Source organism: Psychrobacter proteolyticus, from assembly GCF_003350005.1.
GTDB classification, from domain to species: domain Bacteria; phylum Pseudomonadota; class Gammaproteobacteria; order Pseudomonadales; family Moraxellaceae; genus Psychrobacter; species Psychrobacter proteolyticus.
The window spans coordinates 33,462-48,466 of sequence record NZ_QLKS01000008.1 but is presented as its reverse complement, the minus strand read 5'-3'; the positions used below and the strand labels follow the sequence as shown (position 1 = coordinate 48,466).

The window sequence follows — 15,005 nt, the reverse complement described above, 5'->3', positions numbered from 1 at the left end:
TCGCCCATGTGAGAGTAGGTCATCGTCAGCTCTCTATTCTGAAATATCCCCCGACATTAGCTTGTCGGGGTTTTTTCTTTGCGTCTATCTTTTATTCCTAATGACCTACGCAGAAAATCCTATTTAAATGTAAGCAAGGAGTAACGATTGTCTGGGAGACAGTCGTCCGTAACGCAAGACGAAAGGCTATGCCTGTAGATAGCTTTTGCGCTGCCTTGAGGATGAGTAAGCGAAACACTGTTTCGCCCGACGCAAGACAAGAGCTGTGCTCGTAGTTGGCAATGCTTTTCCTTAACGGCGCTCTTCTCGTTCGTCAGCTCTCTATTCTAGATAAAGCCCCCAACGTTAATTCGTTGGGGGCTTTTCTTTGGCTGGAATTTGAGAAATCTCTGATACTTTTTGACTGGTACTATATCTTATATGTATGATTTTGGAGCTTGTACTAGGTATTCGGTTATAATAATCTTTCTGTTAATATACACAATAAAAAATTATAGAGAATTTACTATGAAGTTTGGCTTCCTCATTGATCCTAAATCGTTCGAATGTGATGGATTTAAGGTAGCCCCTGTTTTGGAATTTTCTTATGTTCTAAAAGATTTTTACAGTACGGCACGTGTCAGCAACGGATGGTTCTATGGACCAGAAATAGAACTTGTGAAATCAGCTAGTGAAAAAGAAGACTTTGCATCTGATGCACCAATAGTTCATAAATCATTTTTTCATATGAGTTCTACGCATCGAATAACATCAACTAAAAGTTACTCCGACGACCATTTAAGGTTTCTTATTTTAGGTTACGGGTTTTTACAAGGACTGTATCTTACACCAGAAGGTTATTCACATTTAGGACGCATAGCTTTCAAGCCTACTACTTCAAATGGCCTATTATTAGCAGATAGTGACTACGTAAATGGAATGGAATGTATAAATCGATTTTATATTAACTCAGGTGAAGAAGATCGAAATCAGATGTTTGCTTGTATTCATTGGTATTTAATCGGTCAAAGCTATCAGTTTGATTGGGAAAGGTTTGATGCACAATACAAAGTTCTTGATGGTATATATAAACTATCAGGAACAACAGCTAATAGTCATGCAGGTCGTCCAATAGCACTTTCTGAAAAATATAATTTAAAACTGCCATTATGGGCAAAATTGATTACCAAGAAAGAAAGCAAACTTAGCAAACAACGAAATGAATTAGTTCATGAGGCAAAGTATGGTGGATATCCAATTGGATACTCATATCCAGATGAAAATTACAGTCTTGAATTTAGGTCTTTTAATACGAAACTTATTGCAGCTACTTTAGGTATAAATACTCCATATTTAAAAGCAGAACCAAATTTTAGAATAAAAGGAAGATGGAATATAAAGCCATAACAAAATGTTTAATTTGGAAATTCTTATTGAGTGAGAAGTATGGAACTTCTCAAAATAACTCACCTACCTCAGGTATCTCTTCAAAATCAAATCCTAACTGTACATCTTTGCGCTGTTTCATTTGCTCTATACGTAGCTTACGTCCTGCGATAAGCCTTAGCACCTCGCGTTGCTGCTCTGTCGTCATGTCATGCCATAGCTGGCGCTCAGTTCGACTACGCAGGCAACCAAAGCAATAACCCTTCTTATTGCTTTGACAAAGACCAATACATGGGTTGGCAATCTCGAACAGCTCAAACTGTTGATTCATGACTCCTCCATAATGACTACCGTCATTCCTTTGACCTGCATAAAATCACTGTATAACCTTATTATGTCGCAAATACTGACTAATAGTGTGCCATTTTATTGTTATTATTTCCGTCTAGCGGGTGCTATGCTTAGCTTTGATAGCCTTTATAAGATAATCATAACAAAATTAATAAGTGAGATGATACGTGAACTTGATTTATATCCATGGATTAGACAGTGATGCTAATTCGACCAAAGGAGTGTTGTTAGAAAAATATTGCCTGCTTCATCATCCTGATATTAATGTGCTGCGTCCTGATTTAAATAAAACCCCTGCGCAAGTGTGTAAGCAACTACTGTCTTTAATCAAATCACTAAATAATAGTGAAGATAGAACATCAGCAGATAAGCAGACTGAGTTATCAAATACGGTATTAATCGGAAGCTCGCTAGGTGGGTATTTTTCTACTTTGATAAGCAATCAGATAGGTTGCCCAGTTTTACTGCTCAATCCTAGTACTCAGCCCCATATCACTTTACAGCGTTTCTCTAATCAATCAGTATCAAGTCAAGATAATTTAAATGAGTCATCTACTAGCAAAGTCCTGCATACGACAGCGGGTGGTTGGAGTATTACGCCTGTAGATTTACAGTGGTTTGCAGATAATCAGCTGTTATCAGTAAACTATCCCGATAAAGTTGCTGTACTACTAAAAGAAGGCGATGAGTTGTTGAATTCTGAATTGTCTAGAGATTTTTATCAAAGTCAGGGCGCATCGGTAACGGTGCAAGTGGGTGGCGATCATCGCTTCAGTGACTTTGATGAGCAGTTGCCCATGGTGATGAATATCTTACAGAGTTTAGTACAACCTTAAATAGACGACATTATATGACGTAAGCGATGGAGTATTAACGTTAACGTCGCTATTTTTCGTTATAATGGTTTAATAGAATTAAACGCACGCGAATAGTTAAGGATGCATTTGTGAGTCAATATAATGCGCAATCGTTAGAAGTTTTAGAAGGGCTGGAACCTGTCCGTCGTCGCCCAGGTATGTATACCGATACCACGCGCCCGAACCATTTGGCGCAAGAGGTCATTGATAACTCAGTTGATGAAGCGTTGGCTGGTTATGCGAAAACCATCAAAGTGCAATTGCATAGTGATGGGTCGTTGTCTGTCGAAGATGACGGGCGCGGTATGCCAACTGATATTCACCCTGAGTTTGGTCAATCTGGTATTGAGCTGATATTAACTCGCTTACATGCAGGTGGAAAGTTCTCGACCTCTAATTATGAAGTGTCAGGTGGTCTACATGGAGTGGGTATCTCTGTCGTCAATGCGCTATCAACCCGCGTTGAGGTTACGGTATGGCGTGATAGCACACAGTTTGATATGGCATTTGAAAATGGTGCACCAGTTACGCCATTGACTGAAGCAGTCAGCTCAAATAAGCGCAAACGTGGCACGAGAGTACACTTTTGGGCGGATGGTAGTTTCTTTGATACGCCCAAATTTAATGTAAAGCAACTCAAACACAATCTAAAAGCCAAAGCAGTTTTGGCGGCTGGTCTAACGATTGAATTCACTGATGATATCAACGATGAAAAGGTGGTTTGGCAGTTTACGGATGGGGTTGTTGAGTATCTAAGCGAGCAGCTAGACGGCCTTGAAACATTGCCTGAAGCACCGTTTTATTATAACTACGATGCGAAAGCGGGCGAACGTGCTGCTATTACCTTTGCCTTGTCTTGGCTGCCTGAGGGTGGCACACCAATCCAAGAAAGCTATGTCAACCTTATCCCGACAGCGCAGGGCGGTACGCACGTCAATGGACTGCGTACAGGTATCTTAGAAGCGTTGCGTGAGTTTTGTGATATTCATAACTTGCTACCGCGCAGCGTCAAGCTGACCGCAGAAGATGTGTGGGATGGGGTAAATTATATCTTGTCCTTGAAGTTCTCTGAGCCGCAGTTCTCTGGGCAGACCAAAGAGCGTCTATCGAGCCGCGAGGCTGCTGGCGCCGTACAGACATTGGCAAAAGATGCTTTCAGTCTGTGGTTAAACCAGCATGCGGACATGGGTACGCAGATTGCGGAATTGGCGATTAATAAAGCTGGACGTCGCCTAAAATCAGCCAAAAAAGTCGCTCGTAAAAAGATTACTCAGGGGCCAGCATTGCCTGGTAAATTGGCAGACTGTCGTGGTGACTTGCGTGATGGGGCAGAGCTATTCTTAGTAGAGGGTGACTCTGCGGGTGGTAGTGCTAAGCAAGCAAGAGATCGTCATTATCAGGCGATATTACCTCTGCGCGGCAAAATCCTAAATACATGGGAGGTATCATCAGATACGGTGCTATCAAGCCAAGAGATTCATGATATTGCCATTGCTATCGGTGTCGATCCTGCCTCTGATGATTTGTCCGAGCTACGTTACGACAAGATATGTATCTTAGCGGATGCTGACTCTGATGGACTGCATATTGCGACATTGATCTGCGCACTGTTTGTGAAGCATTTCCCTGCACTAGTGGATGCAGGGCATTTGTTTGTGGCCATGCCGCCATTGTACCGAGTGGATGTGGGTAAAGAAGTTCACTATGCACTGGATGAGCCGGAGCTCGCACATATTTTAGCTAATGTACCGGGCAATAAAAAAGCTCAGATTACACGCTTTAAAGGACTTGGTGAAATGAGTGCTGAGCAACTACGTGAGACGACAATGAGCCGTGATACACGCCGCTTAGTACAGTTAGATATGGATGACATGGTACTGACCAATAGTGTGATGGATATGCTACTGGCTAAGAAACGTGCCTCTGATCGTAAGTCGTGGCTTGAGAGTAAAGGTGATTTGGCCGATATTTCTTAATACTTAGCAATAAGTTTAAAGAAGTATGTGTGCAAAATATCGGAATAGGTCATTACTTATATTTATGGATAAACGATCTATCACATAATAAAAGCACGCAAAATTCAGCCTAGCCACAAAGGCTTAATGGTATTATGTCAGTACCTTTCATTATATTGTGCTGTCATGATACCGAAGATTTCTAACCGTTCTAAGTCTGTTGCTTCTAAACCTGCGCGCTCCAAAGTACTCCCAAAACTTAGCAAAAAGCATTTGGGAGATAAGGTTCCTAAGCGTGGTAACAAGTTTGCGCCTGTTATTGCATCTGCGCTGTTAAAAACAGCAGGTTGGCGTACGGTAGGCGAGATTCCAAATATCTCACAAGCTGTAGTGCTTGCTCTGCCACATACTTCTAATGTGGATGGTATTTATGCGATTCCAAGTTTGTTTGCATTAGACATTAAAATCAGCATCATGGGCAAGCACACGCTATTTAAAGTGCCTGTGTTTGCACATCTATTAAATTGGATAGGGGTTATTCCTATCGATCGTGGTGACAAAGGCTCTGTGCTGCAAGCCAGTATTGATAAGTTCAAAACTGGTGAACCATTATTTTTGGGATTATCACCAGAGGGTACACGGCAATATACTGAGTCGTGGAAGACAGGTTTTTATTATTTAGCGGTGGGTGCTGGTGTACCGATTTTGCCAGTAGCGATGGACTACAATACTAAAGAAATACGGTTTATGTCGCTGGTTTATCCTACAGGTGATATCGCAGCAGATTTACCAAAAATATATTCTCAGTATAAAGGGGTATTACCAAGACACCTTGAGCGTTTGTCGCAGCCACTACAAGACATCAATAATGCAGCTGAATAAGCTAAATGGTATAAATATTAGTTCAATTAGTTCAATTAGTTCAATTAGTTCAATTATAAGCATTGACTGTGTTACAGGTGCGAAGACTCAAAACTACCTACAATTAAGCTTTGATAACTGATGTTGAAAAAGCCCTTGATATGATAATATCGCGGGCTTTTTTTGAGTAATATATTTGGATGTTTATTAGTGTAAAGCTCTAAAACTGGGGCTGTCCGTTGGAGGCACTAACACCGCCGTCGACAGGTAGGTTCACACCAGTAATCATAGAGGCATCATCACTTGCTAAGAAAGTAATGGCGGCGGCAATATCCTCTGGTGCTGCCAAACGCCCAAGTGGACACCGGGCTAGAAACTTATCTATTTTACTGTCATTGTCTTGAATAGCAGTTGTCATATTGGTCTTGGTTACGCTCGGGTTGACAGCATTGACACGCACACCATCAGGACCGTGATCTAACGCCAATGTACGGGTTAGATTGGTCACACCCGCTTTAGCGGCATTGTAGGCAGCCATATTCCAGTCTCCACCCATTCCCGAAAGCGATGAGACATTTACTATACTGCCTTTAGTGCTTATTAGGTGGGGCATTACCGCTTGTGAAACGTAGAAAGTACCATTTAGGTTTACATCAATGGCCGAGCGCCAGTCTTCTGCAGACAGGTCTGTTATTTTTCCCTGAGTCGCTTTTCCAGCATTATTTACCAAGACATCAATTTTTCCAAACTTGTCGATAGCGCGTGCGACCATTTCTTGTACTTGGCTCTGGACGCTAATATCACAAGTAATACACAAATAGTTATCTGTATGAATCCACGTATGGTCTTCTGGAAACTCTTCTGCTGTTTCCTCTAACGTTTTAGCAGTACGTCCTACCAAAACGACGCTAGCACCTTCTGCCGCAAAACGAATTGCAGTTGCACGACCAATACCTGAGCCCGCGCCAGTTACGATAACGGTTTTTTCTTTAAAACGCTTCATAATACTAAATCCTTGTTATTATATAATGCTCATTGAAATTTTGAGGAACGTTTCTGATAAAGATACGTGAGTACAGCCTATAGCTATAGAGTCTATGCACAAGCTATATGACTTTGATATCATCATAACAAGTGATTGCTTTGAAAGCGACTGTCTATAATAGTGCTTATGTAGCATAATTTTGCATCATTCAGATATTTGTAATACGCGATAATGATGTTGTTATTATTACGTGCTGTTATGTGCGATATTCACCATACGATAATATAAGGTTGGAATTTGTGTCCCATTCGATTACTACTATGCCCGACTGGGGCTATCTGACGACCGAGCTAGTCAGTTATTTACAAGCAGATGCTATGGCGGTGACCTTGGCAGGCATGTATACGATTGAGCATGAATACAATGCTCAGTATATCGCTCGTCACTATCAATATCAGTTACCACTTGGCAAGCTCCAGCTGTTGGAGCTGACATTATATTTACCCTATGATACAGAATCAGCTGATATTGATGCTGTACGTATGACTGCGGTAAAGTCAGCTCTTTCGTGGTACAAATCATTATCGTCTCAGAATGAAGACAATATCTTAGCTGGTTATGAAGCTCTGATTTTTGATATTCAGCTTGTCGGAGGAGGTAGTAGTCTTAGTCAAGGAGATAGAGAGGATGAAAAAAACAGTGCTCTACAGCGACTTAAACACAATTTTGGGGTTCGTTACTTTTTAGAAGACTTAGTTGTCGACATGAGCGAAAGCATGCAGCAGTTGCAAGTCTTTAGTTGGGACGACTGGTACTCGATAGCAGTAGCGGTACGAACCCCGTGTGAGTTATGGCGTTTCTTAGCTTATCATTTAGCGCAGCTACAGCAGTCGGCCGTAAACCACATACCAAGCTTTGAATCAGAAGACGCTCTGGTTGAGCAGTTCTTACAAAGCCCAGATTTATTTGCCACTGCCATTGCAGTCGACAATGCGCTCATCAAAAGTAAGGTACAAGAAGCACCTAATTCAGCACTTGTAGCCATGAAGCTTGCTTATAAAAACCGAAGCACAACTGCGCAGATGTATCATCAGCATATGGAACAGGCCGCAACGCTATGGTCCCAATTAAGTATGCAGATGATAGACACATATAGTAAAAAGCAAATATCCAATGATGGCAATCAGTTAGAGGTACCGCTCGCTCACTGGCAACAACAACTGCTAGATGAGTCTTTGTTTTCACGTCACGAGCTTATTCGTACGCTGTATAGACACCCTAAACAGAGCACATCGCTGCAAAAAGAGGGCTATGTGGTACATCAACATTCTTATGAAAGTTTGGGACGACATTATGTACTGGTATTTTATGGTCAAGAGTCAAAAGGGCCTAATAGCAAAGCCGCTGTCCAACCAAAGCTAGCAAAGATTGCTCAGGACGTTGCCACACGTTTGCCAATTATTGAGCTACATCATGTAGTCGTGCTTGGTATCGATTTTATCACTGAGAAAGATGAGAGTTTTTTCGATATTGATTTGTGGATTCAGCCAGTTGATGCGATGACTCAGCGAGAGCGCCAACTTACTAAGCAAATGCAAAAGCTAAAACAACAAGAGTTAGATAAGCAAAATACGCCACCTGCTAGTAGTGTGGAAAGTGGTAAACCTGCGAAGGCGCAAAAAGAAAAATTACCGCAAGTACAAATGAGCTTAACGATTCCAGCGCGAAAAAATAAGCAGTAGATTGTAGCGTGAAATTGTTTGAATAAACTCTGATAGTAAGAATTTTGATAGAAAAACCCATAGATTTATTAATATATTTATTGACATAAAAAAAAGACAGCCTAGGCTGTCTTTTTTGTAACTAAACTAAAGCATCATAAGTACTTATTCATTAATATCGTCGTTAAGACCGCTACCAGGAATTACGTTATCACTGTTGTAGATGTCATTAGTATCAACACGAGGTGTATCAACTACATCGGTACGTAAATCAGTGGTAGGGGTGCTAGCAGCAGATGGTGTGTTTTCACGAACTGAATCAGCAACTTTTTCTTGAGTTGATGAACTTGGCTGTAGCGCAGATTTTGCTTTCGCTTCAGTACGCTCATGATCCATCTTATCCTGCATTTTACGTAGGAATCGTGCTGCAGCTTCTTGACCACCAAGACCGAATGATAGAGCAAATGCAACGGCTACCGCGCCTAGTGTTAGACCAAATGCTAGATTAACGATTGAATCGGCAATACCCATCGCTTTTAGACCCATTGCTAATACTAGGCCCATGATTAATACACGTACGATGTTTGCTAGGAATTGTGAACCTTGCTCAGAACGTTCAACCACACCTGCAATAATATTGGCAAGCCAGAATCCGATAAATAGGATAATTGCGCCTAGGATGATGTTCGCACCGAATGCGATAAACATCGTGATAATCGCTGAGATAGGCTCGAAACCTAACAAGTCAGCAGCTGCAATAGCAGCAAACAGCATAGCGAAGAAGATAATCGCATAACCAACTAGGTCAGAGATTTTCTTGTCGCCCATGGTTTCTTGTAGACCAACTTTCGCAGGTAATTGATTGATTTGAGTGTTCTCAATCAGACCTTTGATGATGTTGGCAACCATACGTACAACGTAGAAAGTTACTACTAGGATAGCGACTGCCATAAAAATATTTGGCAAGGCTTCCATGATTTTATTAAGCATATTGGTCGCAGGGCGAGCAATTACTTCGATTTTTAATGCGTTTAGAGCAGCAATAATGGTTGGAATGATAACCACTAAAAATGCTAATGAACCTGCAATGTTAGGTAAGCTGTTTTGCTCACTTAAACCTGCTTTTGATGCCAATTCTTGTACATTAAAAGTAGAAACAAGATTGGTTACAATGCCGCGTACGACTTTGGCAATGATATAACCAACGACGAAGACCACACCAGCAATCAAGATATTAGGGATGAAGCTAAAGATTTTGTCGACCATATTAGTCAGTGGTGCAAACAAACCATCAAGCTCTAATTGACCAAGTACCATGGTCAACACAACCAATAAGATGAACCAGTAAACCATATCAGCAATTGTACTGCTCATTGGTTTTACACCAGCTTGTGCACTTAAACGCTCATCCATAGAGGTTTTTGCAAGAGCTGCGTTGATCGCTGTGCGTGCAACAGTAGCCACGACCCAACCGATCACACCAAGTGCGATAGCGCCGATAAGATTAGGGATAAATGCCAATACTTGATTAACCATATTTGCGAATGGTGCCGAGATAGAGTTTAAGTTTAATTGGCTAAGTGCGCCTGAGATAGCAATGATGAAAATAAACCAGAAAACAATCTTGGAAATGATCCCTTCAAGGTCGTAAGTTTTACCAGTTGAAGAGTTCATACGCTGATTGAGATTAACTTTAGAGAGTACGCCGCGTACCAGTGCTGCGATACCAAGGGCTACTAGCCAACCAATAACGAATATCAAAATAGCGCCAATGATGGAACCGATAGGTCCACCGAGATAGCCGTTAAAAGATGTGTACATTGGGTTCATTTTATCCTCCTTGAAGCATCTTATATAACTCGCCAAAAACAATGTTCATACAGCGATTAGTGAGCAAGACATACAGATGGTTGTCATAAATAGTATTTTTAGAATCAGTTATATAGAGATATTATCGTTTTTGAGCATAAAGGCTTATCAGCAGTATCTCTTATTTATATTACAGTGACTTCGCTATCGATATATGCTTATTTTTGATAAAAATTAACGCTCGGTTACTTATCTCCTTAACTAATTCAGCTTAGCTGATGTATTGATGGATTTAAAGACAGAAAGCTTTACCTGTTACTATATTTGTGTGATAACTTGTTATTATGATAGAAGATATTAACATAGACTATACATTCGCCCGATAATTTCGTGCAAAGCGTGGTTCCCAAAACTAAGATTTGTTATTATAGAGGAATGTGACATCTCGCCACTATTCTTACAATTAGAGAGTACTTTATGAAAAAAATCACTACTTTAGGCGTTAGTGCACTTGCTAGCGCTATGTTGTTAGTAACAGGCTGTAGCACCAACAATGGCAATCAAGAGACAGCCGCTCAAAGCGTTTCCATTACTGAACAAAGCTCAGCTAGTGAAAAAGTAGGTTATAGCTTAGGTTTCATGATGGCAGAAGGCAATAAAGACGCTGTCAAAGATCTAGACCTAAATACTTTTGAAAAAGGCTTCCGTGATGGCTACGAAGGCAATGAATCAGCATTGACCCAAGAGCAAATGCAACAAGTATTGATGGACTATCAAAAAGAGCAAGAAGAGCAGTTTGTTAAAGACATGGAAACCAAAGCGACAGAAAATAAAGCCGCTGGTACTGCATTCTTAGCAGAAAACGCTAAAAAAGAAGGCGTGAAGCAAACAGAGTCTGGTTTACAGTATAAAGTTATCAAAGCAGGTACTGGTAAATCACCAAAAGCAACTGACGTGGTTGAAGTAAACTACGAAGGTAAATTGCTTGATGGTACGGTATTTGACAGCTCTTATGAGCGCGGTGAGCCAATCGAGTTCCCACTAAACCAAGTAATCGCTGGCTGGACTGAAGGTCTACAGTTGATGAAAGAAGGCGGAAAATACGAGTTCTATATCCCATCAGACATCGCTTATGGCGAAGCGGGTAACGCTGGTATCGAGCCTAACAGCACCCTTATCTTTACTGTTGAGCTATTAAAAGTAAAATAAGTATCTAAAGCAGATATTGTTTAATTTAAATACTTAACCTAAAAAAGCCTTCATATAATTATGAAGGCTTTTTTACGACTAATATTTTATCTCAGACTGATCTCGATCTTACAAAGCCGATATCAAGTTGGTGATAAATTATAGATTCTTTTGAAAGACTTTAGAGTTACGGCCGTTATGGTATTTTTCTAAACGTGCTTCAGGTAAAGCGCTGGCTTCAACTTCAGCGAAGCCTTGCTCAACGAACCAATGGGCAGTACGAGTGGTTAAAACAAATAACTTGTACAAGCCATGGCTACGCGCTTGCTGTTCTAGAAACGCTAGTAAATCTGCACCGCGGCTACCACTACGGTACTCAGGGCGCACGGCAACACAGGCAACTTCCGCTGATTCTGAATCTAGTGTATGCAATGCTGCACAGCCCAAAATCATACCATCGCGCTCAATAACACTATAGTTATCAATCTCTTGCTCTAAGCGCTCGCGTGAACGACTGACCAAGATGCCTTGCTCTTCTAGAGGTGACAGCAGCTCAATCAGACCAACCACGTCATCGATATTGGCACGGCGAATTTCTTCATAAGGATCATGGCTAATCAGCGTGCCAGAACCATCACGTGTGAATAGTTCTTCTAGTAATGCGCCGTTTTTGGCATACGAGATAATATGCGTGCGATGAACGCCTTGACGACAGGCCAAACTTGCACAGTTTAAGAAATAATTGATTTCACAATTTAAATCGCGATCACGTAAGAAACGATCAACTTCGTTTGGAATCATTTCACGTAATAAACGATCATCGTCGTTGATACCCGCTTCTTCGCCTAAGAATATAAGCTTGTCAGCACCCAGTGCTACAGCAGCGCTTAGGGCAACATCTTCCGCTAATAAGTTAAATACTTCGCCAGTCGCAGAGTAGCCCATCGAGCCTAAAACAACGATATGGTCATGAAGTAGGTTGTTTTTGATGGCTTCCACATCGATAGAACGCACTTCACCCGTCATTTGGTAATCAATACCTTCACGGATACCGTATGGGCGCGCTGTCACGAAGTTACCCGATATCGCATCGATACGTGAACCATACATCGGAGAGTTGGCCAGCCCCATTGATAGCTGAGCTTCAATCTGTAAACGAATAGCACCAACGGCTTGTAAGATAGATGGCATCGCTACACGTGGCGTAATACGTATGTCTTGATGTAGTGGAGATTCGATGTTAGCGTCTTTTAAGTTCTTTTCGATTTGCGGTCGTGCCCCGTGTACCAGTACCAGCTTGATACCCAAGCTATGCAACAAGGCAAAATCATGAATAAGTGTGCTGAAGTTCGCATGATTGACCGCTTCACCACCAAACATGATCACGAAAGTTTTGCCGCGATGGGTATTAATGTAGGGTGCAGAGTTACGGAACCAATGGACGTATTCAGGGTTGATCTGGGGCATGGAGCTAGTAGTCATAATGGGAGCAGTAGTCGTTAGAATAAGAAAAGGGGCGCAGCAAAAAAATGCCTAACGCTAAAGATTTACCATAGCAAAAAACGCGGTTATGAGCTATCTTTTATTTCAGCTGTATTCAAGCATTCTGATTGCCAATCGCTGATATACACAACCTCAACACTGGGTTAATGTACGTACAAATGCTTTTTGTTATGCTAAGCGCTATTGCTTTACAGATGCTGAGCGAAGATAATCAGGTTAGATAAGTGAGTTCATGTGTTTGATAGATTGTATGAACTATTTCACAGCGATATCTTATATACATCGTAATGCGTTTTATCTGTTGAACAAATTATAAAAATAACTTAAGTTGCACCATCTGTGTTTTACCGATATATCAACCAGGGATAATGAAAATCATGAAAAAAAGTAACCAGTTTGCTAGCCCGTTCAGTGCTTGGAGCGGCCACCGCTTATTTCACGTTGTTGCCGGTACGCTCATCGGTGCAATGGTCGTCACACAAGCCTCAGCGATGCTGCCAACACCAGAGCAAGCGGTTGATAGCTCAATGGCTATTCAGACAAATGCCAATAAGAGCAGCAACTCAAGTGCTCAAGCCGTTAACAGCAGAATTACAGCGTCGTTGGTCAGCGTTGATGCCAATGGTCAAGAAGTACTCGTCCCTGTAGATACCAATACTCGTTTGCAGTCAGGCAATGTATTGGAGTATCAAGGGTACTTTACCAATACCAATGCAGATCGCGTACGTAAAATGACCGTTACGATGAGTATCCCAGAGCAGGTAGAACTGTTAAAGACAGTTGCCCCTGAATTCCCGTACGGCAGTGTAGATGGCAATAATTTTGCCCGTATGCCATTACGTACCAAAGTTGATAATCAATTACAAGATGTCGCGCTTAAATACTATAAAGCGGTACGTTGGGACCTAGAAGGCGTAGGTCTAAATGATACCGTCGCTGTAAAATATCGCGCACGCGTTAAATAGTCTTGAATTTTTGGATTAGAATTTAGCTAGCATTGATGTAGTTAGCACTGAAAACTATCCATTTAGTACTGAAAACTACCAATAAAAAAGCACCACAGTTTATAGCTGCGGTGCTTTTTTATGGTCTGTTAGGACGTTTGATAATTTTACTGATAAGTAAGGAACAATACTCAGCTACAGCGTGGCATATTTGCTACTAGATTTCTCTTGGATAAGTTGTTTAATGGCATTGATTTGTGGCGTTGTCGCTTGAGCGCCTGCTTGTATTAGACTGCGTCGCTGCCTAGTATCTATCGAACTGTTACGACTGACATTGGGAGTAATAACAATATCAGCTCGATTCCGCTCACTCTGACTTGATACGGAGCGATTAGCAGTCAGGTTAGTAACTAGAATATTGGTTTCGAGAAAGCCCCAAAAGTCACTTAATGAATTCATAGTCGGTATTTGATTGCTCGTATTATTGCTGCCTTGAGCTCCCGTCACATCTACAGCAATGACAATATCAGCACCTAAGTCATAGGCGCTATCTACTGGTACTAAACTGACCACACCGCCATCGATATATTTTTTACCGACCTTTTCAGGAATACGTGGAGCAATAAAAATATTGGGCACGCTACAGGATGCTTGTACGGCAAGCCCAGCGTCGCCAGTGGTAAAGACTGTTTTCTTCAGAGTGTGTTTTTCTGCTGCGATTGCTGCAAAAGTAATGGGGAAGTCTTCTATGGCTTGTGCATTCACTTTGCTATTAATAAAGTTTTTTAACTTAATACCTTCAATAAAACCTTGATTGGACAAGGTAAAGTCTGTGAGCTGGCTATCTGTAGTGGTCAGTGCCAATTGCTCAAGCTGTGCAGGCGTGTAACCACTGGCGTATAAGCTACCAATCAAGCTACCCACACTCGTACCGACTACCAATGTTGGTTTGATACCGTTTTCTTCTAGCGCCTTAATGACGCCCACATGAGCAAACCCTTTCGCACCGCCACCACCCAATACCAGTGCGACAGTAGGAACCTTAATAACTGGCTCTGGTGTGGCAGGAATAGTCGATGGCAACGTGCTACACGCATTAATATACAAACCGAGAATTGGTATTAAGCTCAACCTCAGTAGTTTTAGATTATGACGAATTAAGTTATGAAGCAACTGACGAGGCAAAATAGAAATAAGCATAGAAAAACACCTTATGAAATTGCCACAATTCAAAAAATCAGACATCAGTTATTGGTATGATGAGAAGAAGCGGTTTATCTATAGTAGATGGACTGTATAGATGCTATTTTACTAAATAGCCTAGCATAAGCAATTGTATTGTCAGCTATAATGAAATGAGTCGACTTTTTATACGTACTATCGTTATAGCTATTCTATGCTACAAGTCATCATGTACAGCCTATTAAAAATGCTCGATTTAGCATACAAAAATTAAAAATAATATT

General features: G+C 41.2%; 12 protein-coding genes. 7 read left to right on the top strand and 5 right to left on the bottom strand.

All coding sequences use genetic code 11. The features are described 5' to 3' along the window. Positions 1 to 507: 507 nt before the first annotated feature. Positions 508 to 1,386 (top strand): hypothetical protein, encoded by an 879-nt coding sequence (locus tag DXK30_RS12255; RefSeq protein WP_114701923.1) that lies wholly within the window; start codon positions 508 to 510, stop codon positions 1,384 to 1,386. A gap of 49 nt (positions 1,387 to 1,435) precedes the next feature. Here the strand turns inward: DXK30_RS12255 and DXK30_RS12250 are convergent, their stop codons facing one another. Beyond that, positions 1,436 to 1,696 carry a DUF1289 domain-containing protein gene (locus DXK30_RS12250; RefSeq protein WP_114701922.1) on the bottom strand — a complete coding sequence of 87 codons (261 nt, stop codon included), beginning with the start codon at positions 1,694 to 1,696 and terminating at the stop codon, positions 1,436 to 1,438. Positions 1,697 to 1,883: 187 nt separating this feature from the next. On the opposite strand from DXK30_RS12250, the gene DXK30_RS12245 reads away from it, so the two are divergent. The 3 genes from DXK30_RS12245 to DXK30_RS12235 all read left to right on the top strand — a co-directional run bounded on the left by DXK30_RS12245 (position 1,884) and on the right by DXK30_RS12235 (position 5,410). Continuing rightward, the gene (locus DXK30_RS12245; RefSeq protein ID WP_114701921.1) at positions 1,884 to 2,552 is read left to right on the top strand and encodes a YqiA/YcfP family alpha/beta fold hydrolase; all 669 of its coding nucleotides are present in this window, start codon (positions 1,884 to 1,886) and stop codon (positions 2,550 to 2,552) included. Between the two features lie 110 nt (positions 2,553 to 2,662). Next, positions 2,663 to 4,549, top strand: coding sequence for a DNA topoisomerase IV subunit B (gene parE / locus DXK30_RS12240; protein WP_114701920.1), 1,887 nt, complete (start codon positions 2,663 to 2,665; stop codon positions 4,547 to 4,549). 165 nt (positions 4,550 to 4,714) lie between these two features. Further along, the gene (locus DXK30_RS12235) at positions 4,715 to 5,410 is read left to right on the top strand and encodes a lysophospholipid acyltransferase family protein (protein ID WP_227670755.1); all 696 of its coding nucleotides are present in this window, start codon (positions 4,715 to 4,717) and stop codon (positions 5,408 to 5,410) included. 199 nt (positions 5,411 to 5,609) lie between these two features. Here the strand turns inward: DXK30_RS12235 and DXK30_RS12230 are convergent, their stop codons facing one another. Further along, complete coding sequence (locus DXK30_RS12230; RefSeq protein WP_114701918.1) at positions 5,610 to 6,392, bottom strand: SDR family NAD(P)-dependent oxidoreductase; 783 nt, start codon at positions 6,390 to 6,392, stop codon at positions 5,610 to 5,612. A gap of 281 nt (positions 6,393 to 6,673) precedes the next feature. On the opposite strand from DXK30_RS12230, the gene DXK30_RS12225 reads away from it, so the two are divergent. After that, positions 6,674 to 8,116 (top strand): hypothetical protein, encoded by a 1,443-nt coding sequence (locus DXK30_RS12225; protein WP_162799534.1) that lies wholly within the window; start codon positions 6,674 to 6,676, stop codon positions 8,114 to 8,116. A 144-nt stretch (positions 8,117 to 8,260) separates the two neighbouring features. Here DXK30_RS12225 and DXK30_RS12220 read toward each other — a convergent pair whose 3' ends face one another. Further along, positions 8,261 to 9,925, bottom strand: coding sequence for a mechanosensitive ion channel (locus DXK30_RS12220; RefSeq protein WP_114701916.1), 1,665 nt, complete (start codon positions 9,923 to 9,925; stop codon positions 8,261 to 8,263). Positions 9,926 to 10,381: 456 nt separating this feature from the next. On the opposite strand from DXK30_RS12220, the gene DXK30_RS12215 reads away from it, so the two are divergent. Beyond that, positions 10,382 to 11,113 carry an FKBP-type peptidyl-prolyl cis-trans isomerase gene (locus DXK30_RS12215; RefSeq protein WP_057762133.1) on the top strand — a complete coding sequence of 244 codons (732 nt, stop codon included), beginning with the start codon at positions 10,382 to 10,384 and terminating at the stop codon, positions 11,111 to 11,113. A 138-nt stretch (positions 11,114 to 11,251) separates the two neighbouring features. Here DXK30_RS12215 and argA read toward each other — a convergent pair whose 3' ends face one another. Further along, positions 11,252 to 12,574, bottom strand: a complete 1,323-nt coding sequence (gene argA, locus DXK30_RS12210; RefSeq protein WP_114701915.1) for an amino-acid N-acetyltransferase — start codon at positions 12,572 to 12,574, stop codon at positions 11,252 to 11,254. Positions 12,575 to 12,972: 398 nt separating this feature from the next. On the opposite strand from argA, the gene DXK30_RS12205 reads away from it, so the two are divergent. Beyond that, on the top strand, positions 12,973 to 13,560 hold the full coding sequence (locus DXK30_RS12205; RefSeq protein ID WP_114701925.1) for a hypothetical protein: 588 nt from the start codon (positions 12,973 to 12,975) through the stop codon (positions 13,558 to 13,560). 174 nt (positions 13,561 to 13,734) lie between these two features. Here the strand turns inward: DXK30_RS12205 and DXK30_RS12200 are convergent, their stop codons facing one another. Continuing rightward, the gene (locus DXK30_RS12200; protein WP_114701914.1) at positions 13,735 to 14,739 is read right to left on the bottom strand and encodes a patatin-like phospholipase family protein; all 1,005 of its coding nucleotides are present in this window, start codon (positions 14,737 to 14,739) and stop codon (positions 13,735 to 13,737) included. Positions 14,740 to 15,005 lie beyond the last annotated feature (266 nt).